This is a genomic window from Stenotrophomonas sp. ESTM1D_MKCIP4_1 (assembly GCF_003086895.1).
Classification (GTDB): Bacteria; Pseudomonadota; Gammaproteobacteria; order Xanthomonadales; family Xanthomonadaceae; genus Stenotrophomonas.
Genome location: NZ_CP026004.1, coordinates 1341649 through 1364889, shown reverse-complemented (window position 1 = coordinate 1364889; position 23241 = coordinate 1341649). Strand labels below are relative to the sequence as shown.

Below are 23241 nucleotides of genomic sequence, written 5' to 3'. Positions count from 1 at the left end.
GCCGAGCGTGGGCTCGGCTCTACAGACGCGCGTTACCAATCCTGCTGTTTCGGCAGCAGCCCCTGCAGTTCCTGTTGGGTCAGGTTGCGCCACTGGCCCGGCTTCAGCGCACCGATCTTGATGTTGTCGATGCGCACGCGGCGCAGCTGGGTGACGCGGTACCCGAACTCCGCCGCCATCAGGCGGATCTGCCGGTTCAGGCCCTGCTCCAGGGTGATGCGGAAACCGAACTTGGCGATGCGCGACGTGCGGCACGGCAGGGTCATCTGGTCGTGGATGCGAACGCCACGGGCCATGCCGCGCAGGAACTCATCGGTGACCGGCTTGTTCACCGCCACCAGGTATTCCTTCTGGTGGCCGTTCTCGGCGCGCAGGATCTGGTTGACGATGTCGCCGTTGCTGGTCATCAGGATCAGCCCTTCCGACTCCTTGTCCAGGCGGCCGATCGGGAAGATGCGCTGCTCGTGGCCGACGAAGTCGACGATGTTGCCCTTCACCGAACTCTCGGTGGTGCAGGTCACGCCCACCGGCTTGTTCAGCGCGATGTAGACGTGGCGGCGGGCGCCAGGCTTGCGGGCCACGCGCACCTGCAGCGGCTGGCCATCGACCAGGACGGTGTCGCCCTCGCCGACCACGGCGCCGGTACCGCCAGGATGGCCGTTGACGGTGACCCGGCGGGCGGCGATCAGGCGATCGGCCTCGCGGCGGGAGCAGAAGCCGGTTTCGGCGATGTACTTGTTCAGTCGGATGGTCATGGCCCCATTATCGGCCATCCCCGCCCCGCCCGGGTCACGCCGGCAGCAATGGATCGACGGTTTCGCCGTCGAACACCCGGTTCCGGCCGCTGCGCTTGGCCACGTACATGGCATGGTCGGCCCGCCGCAGCAGCGCGGCCAGGTCGTCTTCGCCCGGGCGCCATTGCGCCAGGCCGATGCTGGCGGTCACTTCCAGGCCGGGCACCTGCAGGTCCTGGCAGATCTGGGTGATGCGCTGGCGCAGCTGGTCCAGGCGGGTGGCCGCAATGTCGCGCGGCATGCCCGGCAGCAGCAGCAGGAATTCCTCACCGCCCATGCGCACCACCTCATCCTGGTTGCGCACGGCGGCGCGCAGCGCCTGGGCCACGGCCACCAGCACCTGGTCCCCGACCGCATGGCCGTGGCGGTCGTTGATGTCCTTGAACAGGTCGATGTCGAGGAACCCGATCACCAGCGGGCCGCCGTCGCGCTGCACCCGCTCCAGCTGCTGGGCCAGCTGCTGCAGGCCGGCGCGGCGGTTGGGCAGGCCGGTCAGCATGTCGGTCTCGGCCAACTGGCGCATCTCGTCGCGCTGCTGGCGCAGGCGCCCCAGCCGCAGGTTGAGCGCGTAGGCGGCCATCATCAGCAGCCAGGTGACGGCCAGCTGCAGCGCCTCCACCCGGTATTCGTACAGCCAGCGCGCGCGGCCCAGATCGGCCAGCACCAGCACCAGCATCGGGGCCAGCGCCGCCAGTCCGGCCACGGACCAGGCATCACCCCGCAGCCGTGCCCACACACCCACGGCCAGCGACAGCAGGCAGCCGCCGACGAAACTGCCCTGCAGCACGATCGCCACCACCGCCAGGCCCGCCCGGTCCAGCGCCGGCACCAGCAGGGCCACGCCCAGCAGGCCCCACAGCACCAGCTGCTGGGCCAGACGCGAGCGCGGCAGCAGGCGATCCCCCCCGCACAGGCGCCACAGCGCGGGCAGCACCAGGGCCTGGGTGGCGGCGGTCAGCGACAGCAGCCACCACGCGCCACGGTCGCCCACCCGCAGCCATGGCTCGGGGTAGCCGCTGAGACCGCCGAGGATGGCCTGCCACAGGACCAGCACCAGGGTGGCGCCGATGTAGATGAGGAAGCTGCGGTCGCGCGTGGTCAGGTAGCCCATCAGCGCGGACAGGGCCAGCGCAATGGCCACGGCGATGCAGGCCGCGCGCACCAGCAGGCGTGCGGTGTCGTTCTGCTGCACGGGGCTGGGCGCGCCCAGCTTCAGGGTCGGTACCCAGCGCGCCTTCAGCGGTGTCTGCCAGGACACCACGAACGGCTCGTGGCTGCCGGCGGGCGGCACCGCCACCATGCCGATGCCAGCCCGGAAACGGGAATCGCGGGTGCGCGCGTCGTGCATGTTGCCGCAGATCTCGCGGTCGCCGTGCTTCAGGCGGACTTCACCGGCAAACACATTGAACACATCCAGCGCCTGCGGCTGTCCCGACCAGCCTTCCGGCGGGGCTTCGACGGTGATCTGCTGGCGATCACCGGACAGCATCTGCGCCGTGCAGGCCCGATGTGGCGTGGGTTCATCGGTGGCGGCGCCGACCAGCAGGTAGTCGCGGCCGTCCTCGACGGGACGCGCATGGCCGAGCCATGGCGCGGCCAGCACCATCAGCAGCACGATCAGCACTGTCCCCGTTCCGTAACGCCACTGCCTGCCGCCCACGCTACTTCCTGTATCTGCTTACGCCCGCGCACGCTGCGCGTCGCCCCTGGCGGGCATTATCGCAGCGGAACGGGCCGGGAATGTGTAGGCCAATGGTGGAAGGTGGGGGTGTGGGTCGGCAGGGCTTGCAGCCCTGCACCTGCTTCAAGACACGGCAACGTCAACTTCAAAAGCCGACTTTCCGTGGGTTGGCGGGGTGGGTCCGGTTGCGGGGGACGCCGTAAACCCGTCCATGGGGGCTTGGTCGCGCCATCCATGGCGCTCACACCCCCTCAACCGGACCCACCCCGCCTTCGACAGTTCTCCGCGATCTGTCGGCAAAGGGGTCGGATCCCGTTGCTACGCAATGCGCTCTGACCGCAGATGAATTTCGATATGTGACAGATGTGCCGACCAACGGTCGGCACCCACCGACAGCCGCCGGCCAACTGTCGAAGGCGGGGCGGTGTGGGTTGGCAGGACCGTTGGCGCCATGGATGGCGCCATCGAGCCCCCATGGATGGGTTTGCGGCGTGTCCTGCCAACCCACACCGCCCCGCCATCCCACGCAATGCCGCTCTGGCTTTGGCCCTTGCAGTGAGCAGGTGCAGGGCTGCAAGCCCTGCAGAAAAACCCCTACCCCGGCGGGCCCTGGGTGCCGACCAGCCGCACCGGCCGCTGGTTGGCCAGCGTCAATCGCTCCAGCGGCTGCGGCCGCTCGATCGCATAGCCCTGCAGCCCCTGCACCCCCATGTCGGCCAGCGTCTGTGCCACCTCGGCCGTCTCCACCCACTCGGCCACCACTTCCATCTGCAGCTCGCGCCCCAGTTCGCTGATCGCCCGCACCGTCGCGCGGCTCACCGCATCGGTATCCATGTCACGTACGAACGCACCGTCGATCTTCAGCATGTCCGCCGGCAACTGCCGCAGGTAGCCGAACGACGACAGGCCCGATCCGAAATCGTCCAGCGCCATCCGGCAGCCGCGCGCCTTCACCGCATCGATGAACGCCCGCGCCTGGGTGAGGTTGCTGATCGCCGCCGTCTCGGTCACCTCGAAGCAGAGCTTGGCCGCCAATGCCCGGTTGCGCTCCAGCAGGTCGCAGACAAACGCCAGGAAGCTCGGCTCGGCGATCGACTGCGCCGACACGTTGACGTTGCACAGGCCCAGCTGGCGCACGTGCGCCGGGCAGACCTGCAGGTGGCGGAACAGCAGGCCGAGCACGTGTCGGTCCAGCGCCACGGCCATGCCATAGCGCTCCACCGCCGGCATGAACTGCCCTGGAAGATGCAGTGCGCCGCCCGCGTCGCGCATGCGCACCAGCACCTCGTAATGCAGGTAGCCCGGGTCGCCGACCTTGGCGATGCGCTGGGCGTACAGCAGCATGCGGTTCTCGGCCATCGCCCGGCTCACCCGCTGCAGGCGTTCGGCCTCGTGGCGGCGTTCGTCCAGCGCCAGGCGGTCCTCGTTGAAGCAGTGCACGCGGTTGCGGCCCGCCTGCTTGGCGGCATAGCAGGCGCTGTCGGCCGCGCTCATCAGCCAGTTCACATCCGGCGCGTCGGCGGTGACTTCCACCACGCCGATGCTGCAGCTCAACTGCGGACTACCCTCACTGATCGGGAATGTGGCCTGCCCCAGGTTGCGGATGAGCCGCTGCAGCACGCGCTTGGCCTCGTCCTGGCTGGCCCGGCCGAGGAACACGGCGAATTCGTCCGCGCCCAGCCGGCCCACCCAGTCACCGTCGCGCACCGCCCCCACCAGGTACTCGGCGAAGCTGCGCAGCATCTGGTCACCGGCTGCATGGCCGAAGCTGTCGTTGACCAGCTTGAAATGATCCAGGTTGATGTAGCACAACGCATGCGTACCGCCTTCGGAACGCACCTGCAGCAGCGCCCTTTCCAGCAGGCGCTCGATCTCGCGGCGGTTGATCAGGCCGGTGAGTGGGTCGTGGGTGGCGTGGTGCTCGATCTCGCGCGCCAGTGCATGGTTCTGGCTGACATCTTCGATGATGGAAAACACCGACAAGCGGCCGCCGGCACTGCGCACGCCGGTGCCGCTCCAGCGGCCCCAGACCAGACTGCCGTCGCGGCGACGGAAGCGCAGTTCGCCCGGCCTCAGCTGGCGGTCCCAGTTGATCCGGCCGTCATCGTCCAGCACCAGCTCGCCTTCCATCAGCAGGTCTTCCAGGGTCATCTGCTGGAGGACATCGCGGCGGTAATCGAGGATATCGGCCATCGCCTGGTTGGCCTCCATCACCCGGCCGGCAACATCCAGCTTCAGCATGCCCACGTTGGCCTGGTAGAACGCCGCGCGGAAGCGGCTTTCATGTTCGGTCAGGTCCTTGCCCACGCGGCGCGCCAGCGCCACCGCCATCAGGGTGATGGCCAGCACCGAGAAACCACCGACGATGAGCGTGGCGATGCGCACCGTGCGTGCCATCCGCAGCAGCGCCTGGGAAAACGCCTCGGCCTGCGATTGCAGCTGCAGATCCACATCGTGCACGCGCTGCATGTAATGGTCGCGCACGCTGGGCTGGCGCAGCGATTCCGGCGGCACCGTTTCAAGTTCTTCGATCAACGCCTGCATGGCCAACAGGTGCGTGTCGGTCTGCCGCCACAACCGGGTGGCCTCGCGGAACTCGCCCACGTCGCGGGCGTGACGGAACGAGAAGATCAGCCGCGAGACATCCGAGCGCGCGTTGCCGCCGCGCAGGAAGCCCTCACGCGCCTGTGCCAGGTCAGGTTCCGGCTGTTCCAGCGCCAACCGCGCATGCAGATCGCCCAGCGGCACCTGCAGTGCACGCCGTGCATCCTCCAGGTCATGCGCCACACCGCGCGCCAGATAGCGGCTGACCGCCGCGGTGGCATCCTGCTGCCCACGCGACCAGTGCCCCTGGCCCGCAATCCAGGCGGTGGATGCCGCCTGCAGTTCCTGGATCAATGCGGACAGGCCGACCAACCCGATCGCCATGCCCGTCAACAATGCAAACCGCACCCCCAGCCCGCGGGTCATCGGTACCCGCTGCTGATGCGGCTCCATGCCACTTCTACCCATCCCGGATCCCCCCGAATGTGCCGTGACAGCCTCCATGTCCAACCATCCCAGCCTATGGGCGGGCATGTGTGGACCATGCGAAACCGGGCCGGCAAAAAGGGGACGGAGGGGATTGAACCGATTCAATCCCCTCCGTCCCCTTTTTTCCAGGCGTGAAACGAACAACGCCAGCCCGGAGGCTGGCGTTGTTCGGGCACATCGCGGGCGATCAGTAGCTGCGCGGGCCGCGCGGCTTGAAGCCATCACGACGCGGCGGACGGCTGTCGCGGTCACCGCCGCGGTCGCCACCGTGGCCACCCGGGCCGCCCGGACCACCACGGCGCGGACCACCCGGGCCGCCCGGACCACGCTTGTCGAAGCGCGGCTTGAACGGACGCGGTGCCGGGTTGGTGTCTTCACCCGGGGCCAGCGCACGCATCTGCAGCTGCTGGCCGGACACCCAGACCTTCTGCAGGTGCGAGAGCACGTCCGACGGCATCTGCGCCGGCAGGTCCAGCAGCGAGAAGTCATCGTGGATGTCGATGCGGCCGATGAAGCGGCTTTCCAGGCCCGCTTCGTTGGCGATGGCGCCGACGATGTTGGCCGGCTTCACGCCATGCTGGTGGCCCACCGAGATGCGGTAGGTTTCCATGCCCTGCTCCGGCGCACCGCGCGGCGGCACTTCACGGCGCGGACGCTGCTCGAAGCCGCCTTCGCCCTCTTCACGGCGCGGGCCACGCTCAAAGCGCGGGCCACGGTCGTTGCGGTCGAAGCGATCGCCACGTTCCGGGCGGTCACCACGGTCGAAACGCTCGCGCGGGGCACGCTCTTCACGCGGGGCACGCACCGGCGGCTGCAGCAGGAACGGGGTATCGCCCTGCAGCATCTTCGCCAGGGCAGCAGCCACTTCGATGGCCGGGACGTTCTGCTCGTTCTCGAAGCGTTCCAGCAGCTGGCGGTAGAAGTCCAGACCGCCGGCCGCCAGGGTTTCGGTGATGCGCGAGGTGAACTTGCTGATGCGGGTGTCGTTGACCGCTTCCACGCTCGGCAGCTGCATTTCTTCGATCGGCTGGCGGGTGGCGCGCTCGATCTGGCGCAGCATGCCCTTCTCGCGCGGGGTGGCGAACAGGATCGCCTCGCCGCTGCGGCCGGCACGACCGGTACGGCCGATGCGGTGCACGTAGCTTTCAGTGTCGTACGGGATGTCGTAGTTCAGCACGTGGCTGATGCGCTCCACGTCCAGGCCACGGGCGGCCACGTCGGTGGCGACCAGGATGTCCAGCTTGCCTTCCTTCAGCATGGCGATGGTGCGCTCACGCTGGGCCTGCTGCATGTCACCGTTGATGGCCGCAGCGGCCAGGCCACGGGCCTGCAGCTTGCTGGCCAGTTCTTCGGTGCCGGCCTTGGTGCGGGCGAAGATGATCATCGCGTCGAACGGCTCGACTTCCAGGATGCGGGTCAGCGCGTCCAGCTTGTGTATGCCGCTCACCCACCAGTAGCGCTGGCGAATGTTGGCCGACGTGGTGGTCTTGGCCGCGATGGTCACTTCCACCGGGTCCTGCAGGTAGGTCTGGGCGATGCGACGGATCTGCGGCGGCATGGTGGCCGAGAACAGGGCCACCTGGCGCTGTTCCGGCAGCTTCTTCAGCACCGCTTCGACGTCGTCGATGAAGCCCATGCGCAGCATTTCATCGGCTTCGTCCAGCACCAGGGTCTTCAGCTCGGACAGGTCCAGGGTGCTGCGGTCCAGGTGGTCGATCACGCGGCCGGGGGTACCGACCACGATGTGCACGCCGCGGCGCAGGGCCGACAGCTGCTGGCCGTAGGGCTGGCCGCCGTACACCGGCAGCACGCGGAAGCCGGGGATCTTCGACGAATAGGACTGGAACGCCTCGGCGACCTGGATGGCCAGTTCGCGGGTCGGCGCCAGGATCAGGGCCTGGGGCTTGATCTGCTGCAGGTCGATGTTGGACAGTACCGGCAGTGCGAACGCTGCGGTCTTGCCGGTACCGGTCTGCGCCTGGCCCAGCACGTCGCGGCCTTCCAGCATCGCCGGGATGGTGGCGGCCTGGATCGGCGACGGGGTTTCATAGCCGATGGCGCTGACGGCCTGCATGACAGGCTCGGACAGGCCGAGCTGCGCGAACTGCAGCGGCGCTTGGGAATCTTGGGACATGGGAAACTCCAAAGGCACGGCCATCTGCATGGCAGTGCGATAAAAAAGGGATGGTCCGCGCTTTGGGCGCCCTTCTTATCGCGTGCCCTGGCGCTGCTCGGTCGGAGGAGAATTCACTCACTCAGAGCGGAATGATACCGCACTATTCCTGAACCATGCGTACAGGTAACCATTCTCATCCCCTTCCGGGCCGCACTGGCGCACAATACGCGCCCTTCCCGACCGCTCCCCAGGACACCCCCGACCATGCAGATCCTCGAATTCGACCTTGACGGCGAGTACGTCGAGCTCAAGCAGCTGCTGAAGCTGGCCGACCTGGTCACCAGCGGTGGCGAGGCCAAGGTGGTCATCAGCGATGGCCAGGTGCGGGTGGACGGCCAGGTCGAGCTGCGCAAGGCCTGCAAGATCCGCGCAGGCCAGGTGGTGGAATTCGCCGACAGCCAGATCCGGGTGCTGGCTGCCGGCTGACCCGGTTCAGGCGACCCGCTGGGTCAGGTGCGAGGCGATCAGCTGCCGGAACGGCGCCACGCCCTGGGCCACCCGCAACCCGGCCGCGCGCAGCAGGCGTGCCGGTCGGCGGTCGTCGGTATACAGGCTGGCAATGGCATTGGTGGCCTCGTACAGCGGCCGCGACGCCAGCCGGTGCCCGCGCTGGTAGCGGGCCAGCATGGCGGCCGAGGCGATGTCCGCCCCGCGTCGCTGCTGTTCCGCGATGCCCTGCGCCAGCCGCTGGGCGCTGCCCAGGCCAAGGTTGAAGCCATGTGCGGTGACCGGGTGCATGCCCACGGCCGCATCGCCGATGAGTGCCGAGCGTTCGCCGACGAAGCGGTGCGCGTACACCCCCACCAGTGGGTAGGCCGTTGGCGTGGCGACGGCCTGCATCTGCCCCAGCCGGTGCTCGAAGCAACCGGTGATGGCCTCGCCGAAGGCCACCTCATCCATCGCCAGCAGTTCCTCGATCTGCCGCGGCGGCAGGGTGATGACCGCTGAGGCCTGGCCTGCATTGAGCGGCAGCAGCGCCATCGTGCGCCCGTAACCGAACCATTCCCACGCCGTGTGGTGATGATCGCGCTCGACCTGCATGCGGCAGACCAGCATGGATTTGCCGAAGTCACGCATCTGCGCACCGATGCCGAGCATGCGGCGCGTGGCCGAGAAGCGGCTGTCGGCGGCGACCAGCAGGCGCGCATGCAGTTCGCTGCCATCATCCAGTTTCACCACCTGGCCCTGTGCATCGGCACGCACCGCCAGCACCCTGCGCCCATCAAACAGTTCCAGCCCGTCCTGCCCCTGCACCGCCTCCCAGGCGGCACGGCGGATGAGGTGGTTGGGCACCAGCCAGCCCAGCGGCTGGCCATCCACCTGGCTGCTGGCAAAGGTCAGTGCGAACGGCGAACCGCCGTTCATCACCCGCGCATCGCGCAGCTCGGCAACCTCGGCTTCGGCCAGGCGCTGCCACAACCCAAGTTGTTCCAGGCTTTGCCGGGACGCATGGGTCAGGGCGATCTCGCGACCATCAAAAGCGGCCTGCGCAAGTGCCTGCCGTGGCTGCGCCTCGACCAGTGCAACCTGCAGGCCAGTGCCGGCCAGCGCGCGCGCAAAGCACAGGCCCGCCGGGCCCGCACCGACCACCACCACGTCCATCCTGCGCATCCGCGCCTCCTGCCGTTCATCGCGTCCCGCCCAGCATAGCGCCAGATGGCCGGCGGGCCTTGATCTGGATCACCCGCCCACGTGCTTCACAGCAGCGCGATCACCAGCGTGAGCACCGCCATGATCGAGGCCAGCCACACCAGGCTGCGCACGTAAGGCACGCCTGCCGCGTACAGCGGCAGGTAGATCACCCGCGCCCAGAAATAGACCTGCGCGGCCAACGCCGTGTGGTCCGTGGCGCGCCCGGCCACCACCACCGCGATCGCGGCGGCGGCGAAGAACGGGAACGTCTCGAAGAAGTTGGCCTGCGCACGCTTCAACCTTCCCGCCAGCGGGCTCAGGGGTACGTCGGGCGCATCGCGTGCGGAGGCATTCCACTTCAGCCCGCGCTCGCGGGTGACCACGGTGGACGCGGCGAAGATATGCACGAAGCCCAGCAGCATCGCCCAGGCCAGCATGGTCAGTTCAGTGGCCATCGGTGTTCTCCGTCAGGGAGCCGAGGCGCGCAGGCTGTAACCGGCCAGGCGCCAGGTCTGGTCTTCATCGAAACGGAACGACACCAGTTCTCGCACCGGCTGTGCGCTGTTGGCGAACCGGGTCGGGAAGCTGACGTTGATGTACAGCCCTTCGGGCACGGCGGCGCCGGCGGCGTACTTGACCCGGGTAATGGTGGGCTGGCCACGTCCGTTCATCGTGCCCAGGCGCGTGCGGTCGGCGGCGAGCTGGCTGACGAACGCCGCCTTGGGCACCGCCCGGCGGGCCACGGCCGAGGCGCCGTCCCACAACTCACCGGCACGGTTGCTGTCCACCAGTTGCGCAGCCATCAGCGCGGCAGCGCTCATGTCCGCATCCTGCTTCTGCACCTGCGCCTGCTGCGCAGCGGTGAGGACCGGCGCGGCGGCCGTGGCCGGCTTGGCCGCCGCGGCACTGGCCGGCACCGGGCGTGCCGGGGCGGGTGCGGGGGTGGCCGGTGCAGGCACCTGCGCCATCGCGGTCAAAGGCAGCAGGGACAACAGCAGGAACTTCGGCAAACGCGCGCGCTTCATGGACACCGCCGATTCAAGGGTAAGGCCCGCAGTCTACTGCAGCGCGGTGAGTACCCCGTCAGCGTGCAGGCGCACTGGCTTCCGCAGCGCCGTCGGCCTGCACGGCAGGTGCGGGGCCTTCGGCTGGCAGCTGTTCGGCCACCGGCGGCTTCTCCGGCGGCGCAGGCGGCAGAGTCGCCACATCGATTTCCGACAGCGGGCTCTCTTCCGGGCATACCTCATCGGGGAAGCCGAAGCGCTGCTTCAACGCCTGCCCGCAACTGTTGATGGACTCCATGTCCGCGCCTTCGCGCTTGCACTGCTGGTCGAAGGCCACCAGGAAGGCATCCTTGCGCTGCACGAAATCGTCGCCACAGGCACGCATCTGCTTGATCCGCTCCAGGTCGTCCTGCACCGCGTTGGTTCCATCCAGGCCGAACTGGCGCAGCTCGTCGGGCGTGAGCAGGCGCAGGCTGCGGTTGGGCACGGTCATCATCAGATCGGCCACGCCCACCGCCACGCCGTTGCGCTGCAGGTAATCCTTCACGTTGTCGTAGACCTCGTGCAGTTCGCGGTTGAGCTCGGCGCGCGAGGTGGCCTTGGAACTGATGCGCATCATCCGGTGGATGCCGACCTTGCCCGACAGCAGGCGGTTGTCACCGGCCGCCAGCACGAACACGCAGGCGCTGTGGCAGATGGAGCCTTCACGCACCCAGATGGTCCAGCCGGACTCACCGATACTGTCACCGGCCACGATTGCCGATTCGACCTGGCCGCCACTGGAATCCAGATCCAGAATGCGCTTGTGGATCTTCTGCGCGTCGGCCACCACCGCCAGCCGCCACATCATCTCGGCGAAACCGGGGTTGATCTTGCCCTGGTAGCGCACGCGCAGCAGCCCGCGCTCGGCGCAGGGCTGCAGGGCCTGCTCGATCTGCCCGCGCTGCAGCCCTTCCAGTTCGATGCCATCGCCCCCCTCGGCGGCGTAGTCGGTGCCACAGCTGACCCACGCCCGGCCGTTTTCCAGCTGCGCCTGCGGCCACGGCCGGTCGGCGCGGCTGCGCGGCGGCGCCACCGGCGGCGGCGGTGCATCGGCCGCATTGATGGACACCATGTTCTCGCCATCGCTGGCCGGCGCCCGCGTCGCCTTGTCGGCAGCGGTGACGTTGCCCGGGTTCTCCAGCTTGCTGCAGCCCGCCAGGGCCAGGCACAACAGGGGCAACCAGCGGAATCTGACGGACATCGGGCAACCGGTCTTCGCGGGAACAAGGCCCCCAGTCTACCCGCCCGCACCGCGCATTCAGCGCGCGCTACTGAACCCCTTCTGACCTGGGGAAGCGTGCCGACCAACGGTCGGCACCTACCAACGGCGGAACGACAGCGTGCCGACCAACGGTCGGCACCCACCAACGGCGGAACAACAGCGTGTCGACCAAGGTCGACACCTACCAGAGCGCAGCGCAATTCCCACAGAGCCGTTTTCCTGCAGAAAATGGATCCGACCCCGAGGGCTGTTCCGGCAGATGGCAGAGAACTGTCGAAGGCGGGGTGGGTCCGGTGGCAGGGGCGTGAGCGCCATGGATGGCGCGACCGAGCCTACAGGGACGTACTTGCGGCGTCGCCTGCCACCGGACCTACCCCGCCATCCCACGGAGTCCAGGCTTTTGACGTTGACGTTGCCTTTGCGGGTGCAGGGCTGCAGGCCCTGCCAGTACCCCCCAACCAACATCCATGTCCGAATCCGGCGAGTATCCCCGCACGCGCCGGCCTAGACTGGCGGCATGGATACCGCCCCCGCCCTCGACCACGCCGCCTGCGACCGCGCCCGCCTGGCCCGCGATGCCCGCTTCGATGGCGTGTTCTTCACCGCCGTGCGCAGTACCGGCATCTACTGCCGCCCGGTCTGCCCCGCACCACCGCCCAAGCCGCGCAACATCACCTATTACCCCTCCGCCGCCGCTGCCGCCGCCGCCGGCTACCGGCCCTGCCTGCGCTGTCGCCCGGAACTGGCGCCGCGGGCGCAACAGGCGCTGGCCGGGCAGACCGTGCAGCGCGCCCTCGCCCTCATCCATGCCGGCTTCCTGCAGGACCAGGCGATGGCCGACCTTGCCGGGAAACTGGGCGTGAGCGCACGCCAGCTGCAACGCCTGTTCGTCGAACACCTGGGCGCCACGCCCGGGCAGATCCACGCCACCCACCGCCTGCTGCTGGCCAAGCAACTGCTGACCGAAACCACACTGCCGGTGACCGATGTCGCCCTCGCGGCCGGCTACAACAGCCTGCGCCGCTTCAACACCGCGTTCCTTCAGGGGTGCGGCATGGCACCCACCGCGCTGCGCCGCCAGCACGCCCCGTCGGCCGCCGGCGATGGCAGCCTGGTACTGCGCCTGGGCTACCGCCCACCGCTGGATTTCCCGCGCATGCTGGCCTTCCTGCGCAAGCGCAGCCTGCCGGGCATCGAACGGATCGATGAGGACAGCTACCAGCGTGTGCTCGGCACGCCCGAGCGCCCTACCCTGCTGCGGGTGACCGCCGACCCGAAGCGGCCGGAACTGCGCCTGCAGCTGAGTGCCGTCGATCCCCGGATGATTCCGGACATCGTGCGCCGCGTGCGCCGGGTGTTCGACCTCGATGCAGATCTGCAGCAGGTACACGCCGCCCTGGCGGAGGAACCACTGCTGGCGCGCGGCATCGCCGAGCGCCCGGGCCTGCGGGTGCCGGGTGGATGGGATGGCTTTGAAGTTGCGGTGCGCGCAGTGCTGGGCCAGCAGGTCAGTGTGGCCGCCGCCACCACCTTCGCCCGCCGCCTGGTCGATGCGTGGGGCGCGCACCTGCCCGACATGCCGGCCGAATTCGATCGCCAGTTCCCAGCGCCGGACGTGCTGGCCGAAGCACCGCTGGAATCCATCGGCCTGCCACGCACGCGTGCTGCCACGGTGCGTGCGCTGGCGGCAGCATGTGCCAGTGGCGCGCTGGACTTCGGCCCCGGCCAGGCGCTGGAGGATTTCGTCGCACGGTGCGTGGCGCTGCCCGGCATCGGCCCGTGGACAGCGCAGTACATCGCCCTGCGTGGCCTGGGCCAACCCGACGCCTTCCCTGCCGGTGACCTGGTACTGCAACAGGTGCTGGGACACGCGCAGGGCCAGCGCCTGAGCGAACGCGCCACCGAGGCACGCTCGCAATCGTGGCGCCCGTGGCGCGCCTATGCCGTGCTGCACCTGTGGCACCTGTCCGGTACGTTTGTGGGAGAACCGACATGACCCTGTTGTTTGATCGTTTCGACAGCCCGATCGGCGAGCTGACCATCGCCGGCAACGCACAGGGCCTGGCCCATGTGTTGTTCCCCGAGAACCGCCACCCCGCACGTGGCCGCGGCGACTGGCAGTACGCGCCCGGTGCGTTGCCGGAAGCGCGCGAACAGCTGCTGCAGTACCTGCACGGCGAGCGCAGCACCTTCGATCTGGTGTTGGCGCCACAGGGGACGCCGTTCCAGTTGCGGGTGTGGCATGCGCTCGCGCTGATTCCCTTCGGGCAGACCTGGAGCTACCTGCAACTGGCGCAGCACCTGGGGCAGCCGACGGCCACCCGTGCGGTGGGCGCGGCCAACGGCCGTAATCCGCTGCCGATCGTGCTGCCCTGCCACCGCGTTATCGGCAGCAATGGCACGCTCACCGGCTTCGGCGGCGGCCTGGAAACCAAGGCGGCCCTGCTGCGGCTGGAGCAGCGGCACGCACCGTTGTTCGTGTAAGGGTTGGGGTTTGCCGGCAGGGCTGCGCCCTGCACCCGCGCTAGTGCCGGCCGCTGGCCGGCAACAGCAACAGCAACAGCGGGCTATCCGTGGGTTGGCGGGTTCCCGCGGCTGTTGGTAGGTGTCGACCTTGGTCGACACGCTGGATCGGGTTGCGGAGTGTCTCTGGTGAGGAGCCCCCTTCTTGTTGAAGGGGGCGCGCCGAGGGCGCAGGGATAAGGAAAAATGCGCGGACACGGCGTGCGACAGCACGCCGTGTCTTGGGCACGTCATTGCTGCGGCTTATGATGACGGGATGACTTCCGTACGCCTGACCTGTTCGCTGGCGTTGCTGCTGCCCCTGGTGGCCTGCACGACCACGCCTCCTTCGTCCGCGCCGGTTGCGCGCGCCGACGTGCCGCCACCGAAGCTGCTGCTGATCTCCATCGACGGCCTGCGCGCCGATGCACTGGATCGCGGCCTGACGCCGAACCTGCAGCGCATCATCGACGGTGGCGTGCGCGCGCGCTGGATGACCCCATCCTATCCCTCGCTCACTTTCCCCAACCACTACACCATCGTCACCGGCCTGCGCCCGGACCACCACGGCATCGTCAACAACAGCATGCAGGACCCGCAGCTGGGCCGCTTCAGCCTGGGCGACCGCGATGCGGTGACCCACAGTGCCTGGTGGGGCGGTGAACCGATCTGGGTCGGCGCCGAGAAAGTGGGCGTGCGCACCGCGACCACCTCGTGGCCGGGCAGCGAGGCCGAGATCGATGGCACCCGCCCCAGCCAGTGGCAGGTGTATGACAGCAAGGAACCGCTGCAGCAGCGCGCGCGCACCGTGCTGGAATGGCTGGCGCAGACCGATGCCGATGCGCCGCGGCTGACCACCCTGTACATGGAAAACGTGGACAAGGCCGGCCACAGCTACGGCCCGGATTCGAGCCAGTACCGCGATGCGATCGTGCAGGCCGACCAGATCATCGGCCAGGTGCTCGATGGCCTGGACGCAGGCGGGCTGGCGGCCACCACCAACGTCATCGTGGTGTCCGACCACGGCATGGCCGGTGTGGCCGAAGGCCAGGTGCTGTCCGTTGAGTCGATGGCAGACCCGTCCATCGCGCGCAACATCAGCCAGGGGCAGTCGGTCGGTTTCGCGCCGGTGGCCGGCCGCGAGGCACAGGCCGAGCGCGCCCTGCTCGGCCGCCACGCCCATTACGAATGCTGGAAGAAGGAATCGCTGCCGGCGCGCTGGCACTACGGCTCGCACCCGCGCGTACCGCCCATCGTCTGCCAGATGGATGAGGGCTGGGACGCGCTGCATGCCGAGCGCATCGCCAAGCGCGACCACCAGGAACGGGGCTCGCACGGTTACGACAACGCCCTGCCCTCGATGCGCGCCGTGTTCGTCGCGCGCGGCCCGTCGTTCCGGCAGGGGCTGGTGATCGATGGCTTCGACAACGTGGATGTGTATCCGCTGCTGGCGGAACTGCTTCAGGTGCCTGCCGCGCCGAATGACGGCAACGCCGAAACGCTGCAGAAGACGTTGCGTTGATCCCGCAACCGCCGCCGGGCATGGCCCGGCGAGCGCAGCGGCACGAAGGCCAGGCACAAAAAAACGCGGCGCCAGGCGCCGCGTTTTTTCTTGGACTCACTGCCCGGCCGGATCAGGCCTTGGCAGCAGCCTTCTTCGCCACGGCCTTCTTGGCCGGAGCCTTGGCCACGGTCTTCTTGGCAACCGGGGCACCGGCGCCTACAGCGACCTTGCTCGCGGTGTGCGAACGGGCGTTGCCGTAGCTGGCGTTGTAGCGCTTGCCCTTGGCGGTCTTGCGGTCACCCTTACCCATGTCTTCAACTCCTCAAATGTGAAATCTGGTTACCCCGTACTGACACGGGTTCGGCGGGGCCGCCTTGCTGGGCGCCCCCGCGCACGATCAGAAAGCCTATCACGACGTACCTAGTGCGCGCAGCTGGCGTCGTGGACGTGGACGTGGTTGAGGCGCAGGTTGACCAGGTGGGCCACGCCCACCAGCAGGCCGCCCAGCGTCATCACCACGGCATGCGGTACGGCATTGTGGTGCAGCGCGTCGACCAGCACGCCCGCCCAGAGCGCCACCAGGCCCGGCAGCAGGAAGGCCAGCGCGCGCAGGGCGCCATGGCGGCGGTAGCCCATGACCAGGCTGAACAGGCCGAGCAGGGTCACGAACACCACCAGGGTCATCTCCACCCCGTCACTCAGCCAGAACGACAGGCCCAGCGAGGGGGCGATCGCCAGCAGAACCGGAATGACCGCGCAGTGCACGGCGCACAGCATCGAACCGGTGGCGCCAAAGCGGTCGAGCAGGCGGCGGAAGGAGGAGGACGGGGACATGACTTCCAGCAGGGTCGGCGAATCGTTATGGAATAATATAACATCCATCCCCGACCCGCACGGTTTCCCTCCCCCTGTCCCACGACGGGATACGTGCGCCACCCGATTGATACAATGTAACAAAGGAAGCACCGGATGCCCTCTCACGCCCCTCGTTTCAAGCCACATTCGCTGGCCCTGGCCCTGGCCGCCCTGCTGCCGTCGGCCGCCTTTGCCGCCGCCGACCCGGACACCCATCGTGACCGCCACCTGACCGAGCTGTCGTCGGTGCAGGTCACCGCCTCGCCGCTGCAGGGCGATGCCGAGTCGCTGGCCCGCCCGGTGGACGTGCTGGCCGGCGAGCGCCTGGACGAGCAGAAGGCCGGCACCCTGGGCGATACCGTGGCCAAGCTGCCCGGCGTGCAGAGCACCTTCTTCGGCCCCGGCGTCGGCCGCCCGATCATCCGCGGCCAGGAAGGCCCGCGCGTGGCCGTGCTGTCCAACGGCATGGGCAACATGGATGCCTCCACCGTCAGCGCTGACCACGCCACCAGCATCGAGCCGTTCCTGGCCGACCAGATCGAAGTGCTGAAGGGCCCGGCCACCCTGCTGTTCGGCAGCGGCGCCATCGGCGGCGCGGTGAACGTAGTCGATGGCCGCATTGCCCGCGAACTGCCGGACCGTCCGCTCAGCGGCCGCGCCGAAGTGCGTGGCAACTCGGTCAACGACGAGCGCAGCGGCATGTTCCGCCTCGACGGCGTCAGCGGCAACGTCGTGCTGCACGTCGACGGCCTGGTGCGCAACGGCGATGACTACCGCATCCCCGGCTACGCAGTGATCGACAGCCTGGAAGACCACCACGAAGACCACGACCACGACCACGCGGGCGAGGAAGGTGATGAGCCGCGCCGTGGCCGCCTGGACAACAGTTCCATCCGCACCCGCGCCGGTGGTGTGGGTGCCACGTGGCTGGGCGAAGGTGGCTACTTCGGTGTATCGGCCAGCACTTACCGCACCAACTACGGCATTCCCAACGGCGCCCACGTGCATGCCGAAGGCGATGACCACGACCATGACCACGACCATGGCGATGAGGAGGAGGAAGGCGACGAGCATGACGTCCGCATCGACATGGTGCAGAACCGTTTCGAGACCAAGGCCGGCATCTACAACCCGGTGTCGTTCCTGAAGAACGTCAACGCGCGCGTGGCCTACACCGATTATGAGCACGTGGAGCTGGAAGCCGGCACGCCGTCCACCCGCTTCACCAACCGCGGCATCGAGACCCGCCTGGAAGCGGTGCAGCAGCAGATCGGCGGCTGGGACGGCGCCTTCGGCGTGCAGTTCGGCAACAGCGATTTCGGTGCCATCGGCGAGGAAGCGTTCGTGCCGAACACCAACACGAAGAACGCCGGCCTGTTCGTGCTGCAGGAAAAGCAGTTCGGCCCGTTCAAGCTGGAACTGGGCGGCCGCCACGACCAGGTCAAGCTGGACCCGACCGGCGATTACCGCCGCCGCAAGTTCGACGCCACCAACCTGTCCGCCGCCGGCATCTGGAAGCTCAACGACGCCGTCGACCTGCGCATCGGCGTGGACAGCTCCGAGCGCGCGCCGACCAATGAAGAGCTGTATGCCGCAGGCGCGCACATCGCCACCCGTTCGCTGGAAATCGGCGATGCCGACCTGAAGACCGAGCGCGGCCAGCGTGTCGAACTGGGCATCCACACCCACAGCGAGCGCCTGGACTTCTCGGCCGCGATCTACCAGACGAAGTTCAAGGACTTCATCTATCTGGCCGACACTGGCCTCACCGAAAGCCTGCCGGTGCGCACCTGGACGCAGCAGGACGCGGTGTTCAAGGGTGCCGAAGCCGAGGCGCTGGTGCACCTGTTCGAGGGCGGTGCCGGTGACTGGGATCTGCGCCTGTTCGGCGACTACGTGCAGGCCAAGCTGGATGGCAACGGCAGCCGTACGCTGGACATTGCCGTGCCGCACGGTGACCACAACCACAACTACAGCGTGGAACTGGCCAACACCGGCTACCTGCCGCGCATCGCCCCGGCGCGCGTCGGTGCCGACCTGCGCTGGGCGAAGGATGGCTGGCGCGCCTCGGTGGGTGCGGTGCGTTACAGCAGGCAGAAGGACGTGGCGCAGAACGAGGAAGCCAGCGACGGCTACACCCTGGTCGATGCGCACTTCGCGTACCGCTGGGACCGCAGCGACAGCAACAGCTACGAGGTCTTCCTGGATGGCAGCAACCTGACCAACCGCGAAGTGCGTCCGCACACCTCGCTGCTGCGTGACTACTCGCCGTTGCCGGGTCGTGGTGTCGCCTTCGGCATCCGCGCGTACTTCTGATCGGTCCTTGAGGGGTCAGAGCCCTTTCCTTCGGAAAGGGGGCTGACCCCGATCCGCCCGTGGGGTCGGATCCCTTTCCGCAGGAAAGGGCTCTGACCCCAGGCACCATTTCCTGGCGACGTTCATCGCCGTTCTCTCCCGGGGGCCTGATGGCCCCCGTTTTTTTGCGCACGCTCTCACGGGCGCATCTTCACGCCGCATTTACAAAGAGGTGCGTACAGCAACAAACGGACATTCCCGTCACTCAACGTCTCGCCAAACGGACACTTTTGTCCGACAATGAAGCCATGACCACCCAACGTGCCGATGCTGCTGCCCGCCGTGCCCTCATCCTCGATGCCGCCGACCATGTGTTCGGCCAACACGGCGTCACCGCGCCCCTGGACCTGGTGGTTGAACGCGCCCAGGTGGGCCGTGCGACGCTGTACCGCAATTTCCCAGACCGCACCGCGCTGATCCAGGCGCTGCTGCAGCGGACCGTCGACCGCATCCGCCGCCAGGTCGAACAGCTGGGCGACCGCGACGACGCCCTGTTCGAGGTCTTCGAGGGCATGGCCCAGCGCATCATCGATTCGCCGGCGCTGGCCGACTACTGGCGCGCGGTCGACTCGGACGTGCCCGCCATGCGCATCGCGCGCGAGACCGTGCGCGACCTGCTGGAAGCGCCGATCGCCCGCGCCAAGGCCGCCGGCCTGTGCCGGCCCGACCTGGAAAAGACGGATATTTCACTCATCTCGGGCATGCTGGGTGCGGCCCTGCGCGGCAAGACCCGCGAAGAGCGTGCCCAGCTCGCCGGGCGCGCCCTGCAGCTTCTGCGCGGCGGCCTCCAGGGAGCAGCCAACCAGGGGCGCTGATGGTCCAGCCGTATCTCAAGCCGATCCCGGATTGGGAGGAACACGAGAAGCCGACCATGCCGGGCTCGGCCTCGATGCCCTGGCACCCACCCCGTCGGCGCGTGGCCTACGCGCTGGTCTCGCTGCTGGTGGCCATCACCGGCGGCCTGGGCAATGCACTGGTCACCGCCAACCTGCCGTTCCTGCAGGGCCAGCTGGCGCTCACGCCCACCCAGGGCAGCTGGCTGGTGGCCGCCTACGCAATGGTGAATGTCACGGCCAACCTGCTGGCCTTCAAGTTCCGCCAGCAATACGGCATCCGCCTGTTCGCCGAGATCGGCCTGGGCCTGTACGCGGCACTGGCCGTGCTGCACCTGTTCGTCGGCAGTTTCGAGACCACCCTGCTGACCCGCGCCGCCAGCGGTTTTGCCGGCGCGGCGTGCTCGACGCTGGGCACGCTGTACATGCTGCAGGCCCTGCCGCGGCGCTTCACCGGCAATCTGCTGGTGGTCGGCGTCGGCCTTTCGCAGCTGGCGGTTCCCATCGCCTGGATCGTCTCACCGGCGCTGGTCGACACTGGCCAATGGCATCAGCTGTACTCATTCGAGGCGGGCCTGGCCCTGTGTGCCTTCGCTGCCGTGGTGGTGCTGAAGCTGCCGCCCGGCGTGCAGATCAAGGCCTTCGAGCCGCTGGATTTCCTCACCTTCGTCCTGCTTGCGCCCGCCGTGGCACTGCTGGTGGTGGTGCTGGCGCAGGGCTACACGCGCTGGTGGGTGAACACGCCGTGGCTGGGCTGGTCGCTGGTGGCTTCGATCGCACTAACCACCACCGCGCTCGTCATCGAACACTACCGGCGCAACCCGCTACTGCAGATCCGCTGGCTGTCGACGCTGCCGGTGCTGCACTTCATCGTCGGCGCCTTCCTGCTGCGCTTCCTGACCACCGAACAGTCCTACGGCGTGGTCAATCTGATGCGTACGCTGGGCATGGGCCCGGACCAGATGCGCCCGCTGTTCATGGTAATCCTGGCGGGGGTGATCGTCGGCATCGCCGGTGCCTCGCTCACCTTCGGGCCGAAGCGGCTGATCGCGCAGCTGCTGATGGCCATCCTGCTGCTGGGCACCGCCGCATTCTTCGACCAGAACCGCACCAGCCTGGACCGGCCGCACGATTTCTATCTCAGCCAGTTCCTGGCCTCGGTTGGCGCCGGCATGTTCATGGGCCCGCTGATCATGCTCGGCATTTCCGCTGCACTGAAACAGGGCGTGGACCACATGATCACCTTCCTGGTCACCCTGTCGATCACCCAGACCCTGGGCGGCCTGGCCGGATCGGCCGTGCTGGGCACCTTCCAGCTGCATCGCGAGCAGCTGTATTCCAGCGCCATCACCAGCCAGCTCGACCCGGCCGACCCGGTGGTCGCGCAGCGCCTGCGCATCCAGCAGCAGATCTATGCCGCGCAGATCACCGACCCGGTGCTGCGCAGCGCACAGGGCACCGCGCAGCTGGCACAGACCGCGCGCCGCGAAGCGAACGTGCGTGGCTTCAATGATGTGTTCACCCTGAGCGGCTGGCTGGCGATCGGCTTCCTGTGCTGGCTGCTGCTGCTTTCGCTGCGTACCGCCGTGCTCAAGCAGTGGCACAAGCGCCATCCTTCCCCACCGTATGCGGCCAGTGCCGCCCCGCCCCACTGAGTCTGCCGCCATGTCACCGCTTCCGCCCCGCACCGACAGCGATGCCCCCGACAACGTCAGCCCGCCGACGCCGACCGACGCAGCGCCCGCGGCCACGCCCAGCGCACCCGCGGCGGCACCGAAGTACCTCAGACCCAGTGCGCGCAGCGTGGTGGTGATGGTGGTGGTGGCACTGCTGGGCATCGCGTTGATCCTGCGTGCGTGGCATCTGTGGCCCTTCACCAGCAGCGTGATGGTGACCGACAACGCCTACGTGCGCGGGCAGATCACCGTGATGGCGCCGCAGGTGGCCGGCTATGTCACCGATGTGCTGGTGAAGGATTTCCAGCACGTGAAGAAGGGTGAGCCGTTGCTGCGCATCGACGACCGCATCTATGCGCAGAAGGTGGCCCAGGCCGAAGCAACGCTGGACAGCGCCCGCGCGGCACTGGCCAACTCGGACCAGTCACAGGCACAGAACCGCGCACAGATCGCTGCGGCACGCGCCACGCTGTCGTCGGGCCAAGCCGAGCTGCAGCGCTCGCGCAACGAAGCCAAGCGCTATGAAGCGTTGGCCGCGCAGCAGCTGGTCTCGGTGAACGACCGCGACAAGTTCCGCACGTCCCAGGCATCGGCACAGGCCAGCGTGCTGCAGTCGCAGGCGCAGATCCGCATTGCCGAGGAAACCCTGGTATCGACCCAGGTGGCACGCAAGAGCCTGGAGGCACAGGTGGAAAGCGCGGAGGCGCAGCTGGAGCTGGCACGGATCGACCTGGCCAATACGGTCATCCATGCGCCGAGCGATGGGCAGATCAGCGAAGCCAGCGTGCGCGTGGGCCAGTACGTGGCGGCCGGCTCGCAGCTGCTGTTCCTGGTGCCGGAGGCGCTGTGGGTGGTGGCCAATTTCAAGGAGGGCCAGACCTGGCAGATGCGCATCGGGCAACCGGCCACGTTCGCGGTGGATGCGTTCCGCGGCCAGGTGCTGCACGGCCATGTGGAACAGATCGCCCCGGCCACCGGTTCGGAATTCAGCGTGCTGCGCCCGGACAATGCCAGCGGCAACTTCACCAAGGTCGTGCAGCGGTTGCCGATCCGGATCTCGATCGACCCCGGGCAGGAACTGGCCGCCCGGCTGCGGCCGGGCATGTCGGTGATCGCGCGGGTGGATACGGCGGCGGAGCCGAAACGGGAATCCGGACCGGAAACGGGAACGGGAACGGAAACGGAAACGGAAACGGAACGGTAGAGTCGACTGTTAGTCGACTGCTCTCCAGGCCGGGAAAACGCCGCGCTTCGCGCGACAGTCGACCAACGGTCGACTCTACCAGGCCGGGAAAACGCCGCGCTTCGCGCGGCAGTCGACCAACGGTCGACTCTACCCGGCCGGGAAAACGCCGCGCTTCGCGCGACAGTCGACCAACGGTCGACTCTACCCCGCCGTCAACCGGTCCGGATCTCTGTGAGTCGGGGTCAGATTCCTTACCCGGCGCAGCGCGCGCAGAGGCCGTGCACTTCCAGGGTCTGTGCCTGCGGCTGGAAACCCAGCTCCTTGGCACGCTTTTCCAGCTGGGTGACGATTTCGCGGTCTTCCAGTTCCACCGCACTGTGGCAGCTGTTGCAGATCAGGAACGGCACCGAGTGCGCCGCGCTGCTGGGATGGTGGCAGGCCACGAAGGCATTCACCGATTCCAGCTTGTGCACGAAGCCATTGGCCATCAGGAAGTCCAGCGCCCGGTACACGGTGGGCGGGGCATCAGCACCCACGCCCTTGCCGCTGCGCACCCACTCCAGCAGCTCATAGGCCTTGACCGGCTTGCCGGCCTCGGCGATCAGCTTCAGCACGTTTGCGCGGATCGGGGTCAGGCGCAGCCCGCGCTCGCGCGAGACACGCTCGACCACCGCCACGAAATCCGATGCGTCATGGACGTGGTGGTGCGGGGCGGTACAGGCAGAAGCTGGTTTGGCGGGCATGCG

19 protein-coding genes are annotated in these 23241 nt (G+C 68.1%); 8 read left to right on the top strand and 11 right to left on the bottom strand.

Annotated features, from left to right (window positions below; genetic code table 11):
* Window positions 1-32 precede the first annotated feature (32 nt).
* The 4 genes from C1924_RS06340 to C1924_RS06320 all read right to left on the bottom strand — a co-directional run bounded on the left by C1924_RS06340 (window position 33) and on the right by C1924_RS06320 (window position 7642).
* Window positions 33-755 (bottom strand): pseudouridine synthase, encoded by a 723-nt coding sequence (locus C1924_RS06340; RefSeq protein ID WP_108764530.1) that lies wholly within the window; start codon window positions 753-755, stop codon window positions 33-35.
* A gap of 34 nt (window positions 756-789) precedes the next feature.
* On the bottom strand, window positions 790-2454 hold the full coding sequence (locus C1924_RS06335) for a diguanylate cyclase (protein ID WP_108764529.1): 1665 nt from the start codon (window positions 2452-2454) through the stop codon (window positions 790-792).
* Window positions 2455-3069: 615 nt separating this feature from the next.
* On the bottom strand, window positions 3070-5487 hold the full coding sequence (locus tag C1924_RS06325) for an EAL domain-containing protein (protein WP_108764528.1): 2418 nt from the start codon (window positions 5485-5487) through the stop codon (window positions 3070-3072).
* A gap of 208 nt (window positions 5488-5695) precedes the next feature.
* Window positions 5696-7642 (bottom strand): DEAD/DEAH box helicase, encoded by a 1947-nt coding sequence (locus C1924_RS06320; RefSeq protein WP_108764527.1) that lies wholly within the window; start codon window positions 7640-7642, stop codon window positions 5696-5698.
* Between the two features lie 246 nt (window positions 7643-7888).
* On the opposite strand from C1924_RS06320, the gene C1924_RS06315 reads away from it, so the two are divergent.
* Window positions 7889-8110 carry an RNA-binding S4 domain-containing protein gene (locus tag C1924_RS06315; protein ID WP_108764526.1) on the top strand — a complete coding sequence of 74 codons (222 nt, stop codon included), beginning with the start codon at window positions 7889-7891 and terminating at the stop codon, window positions 8108-8110.
* 6 nt (window positions 8111-8116) lie between these two features.
* Here C1924_RS06315 and ubiM read toward each other — a convergent pair whose 3' ends face one another.
* The 4 genes from ubiM to C1924_RS06295 all read right to left on the bottom strand — a co-directional run bounded on the left by ubiM (window position 8117) and on the right by C1924_RS06295 (window position 11563).
* Window positions 8117-9295, bottom strand: a complete 1179-nt coding sequence (ubiM, locus tag C1924_RS06310; RefSeq protein ID WP_108764525.1) for a 5-demethoxyubiquinol-8 5-hydroxylase UbiM — start codon at window positions 9293-9295, stop codon at window positions 8117-8119.
* Between the two features lie 86 nt (window positions 9296-9381).
* Entirely contained in the window at window positions 9382-9771 is a 390-nt protein-coding gene (locus C1924_RS06305; RefSeq protein ID WP_108764524.1) for an MAPEG family protein, read from the bottom strand.
* Window positions 9772-9783: 12 nt separating this feature from the next.
* On the bottom strand, window positions 9784-10341 hold the full coding sequence (locus C1924_RS06300) for a DUF4019 domain-containing protein (protein WP_108764523.1): 558 nt from the start codon (window positions 10339-10341) through the stop codon (window positions 9784-9786).
* A gap of 58 nt (window positions 10342-10399) precedes the next feature.
* On the bottom strand, window positions 10400-11563 hold the full coding sequence (locus C1924_RS06295) for a hypothetical protein (RefSeq protein WP_108764522.1): 1164 nt from the start codon (window positions 11561-11563) through the stop codon (window positions 10400-10402).
* Between the two features lie 538 nt (window positions 11564-12101).
* Between C1924_RS06295 and C1924_RS06290 the strand changes: the two genes are divergently transcribed.
* The 3 genes from C1924_RS06290 to C1924_RS06275 all read left to right on the top strand — a co-directional run bounded on the left by C1924_RS06290 (window position 12102) and on the right by C1924_RS06275 (window position 15608).
* Window positions 12102-13580, top strand: coding sequence for an AlkA N-terminal domain-containing protein (locus C1924_RS06290; protein WP_108764521.1), 1479 nt, complete (start codon window positions 12102-12104; stop codon window positions 13578-13580).
* On the top strand, window positions 13577-14068 hold the full coding sequence (locus C1924_RS06285) for a methylated-DNA--[protein]-cysteine S-methyltransferase (protein ID WP_108764520.1): 492 nt from the start codon (window positions 13577-13579) through the stop codon (window positions 14066-14068). The genes C1924_RS06290 and C1924_RS06285 overlap by 4 nt, the downstream gene beginning before the upstream one ends.
* A 295-nt stretch (window positions 14069-14363) precedes the next feature.
* Complete coding sequence (locus C1924_RS06275) at window positions 14364-15608, top strand: ectonucleotide pyrophosphatase/phosphodiesterase (protein ID WP_108764518.1); 1245 nt, start codon at window positions 14364-14366, stop codon at window positions 15606-15608.
* 112 nt (window positions 15609-15720) lie between these two features.
* On the opposite strand, the gene C1924_RS06270 is transcribed toward C1924_RS06275, so the two are convergent.
* Window positions 15721-15900: a 30S ribosomal protein THX gene (locus C1924_RS06270; protein ID WP_079221211.1), complete on the bottom strand. Its 180-nt coding sequence runs from the start codon at window positions 15898-15900 to the stop codon at window positions 15721-15723.
* A 110-nt stretch (window positions 15901-16010) separates the two neighbouring features.
* The gene (locus C1924_RS06265; RefSeq protein WP_108764517.1) at window positions 16011-16424 is read right to left on the bottom strand and encodes a MerC domain-containing protein; all 414 of its coding nucleotides are present in this window, start codon (window positions 16422-16424) and stop codon (window positions 16011-16013) included.
* 135 nt (window positions 16425-16559) lie between these two features.
* On the opposite strand from C1924_RS06265, the gene C1924_RS06260 reads away from it, so the two are divergent.
* The 4 genes from C1924_RS06260 (at window position 16560) to C1924_RS06245 (ending at window position 22513) form a co-directional block, all read left to right on the top strand.
* On the top strand, window positions 16560-18761 hold the full coding sequence (locus C1924_RS06260) for a TonB-dependent receptor (protein WP_108764516.1): 2202 nt from the start codon (window positions 16560-16562) through the stop codon (window positions 18759-18761).
* A 287-nt stretch (window positions 18762-19048) separates the two neighbouring features.
* On the top strand, window positions 19049-19615 hold the full coding sequence (locus C1924_RS06255) for a TetR/AcrR family transcriptional regulator (RefSeq protein ID WP_108764515.1): 567 nt from the start codon (window positions 19049-19051) through the stop codon (window positions 19613-19615).
* Complete coding sequence (locus C1924_RS06250; protein WP_108764514.1) at window positions 19615-21288, top strand: MFS transporter; 1674 nt, start codon at window positions 19615-19617, stop codon at window positions 21286-21288. The genes C1924_RS06255 and C1924_RS06250 overlap by 1 nt, the downstream gene beginning before the upstream one ends.
* Window positions 21289-21298: 10 nt before the next feature.
* Entirely contained in the window at window positions 21299-22513 is a 1215-nt protein-coding gene (locus tag C1924_RS06245) for an HlyD family secretion protein (protein WP_108764513.1), read from the top strand.
* Window positions 22514-22746: 233 nt separating this feature from the next.
* Here the strand turns inward: C1924_RS06245 and C1924_RS06240 are convergent, their stop codons facing one another.
* Window positions 22747-23238: a Fur family transcriptional regulator gene (locus C1924_RS06240; RefSeq protein WP_108749015.1), complete on the bottom strand. Its 492-nt coding sequence runs from the start codon at window positions 23236-23238 to the stop codon at window positions 22747-22749.
* Window positions 23239-23241: the final 3 nt, after the last annotated feature.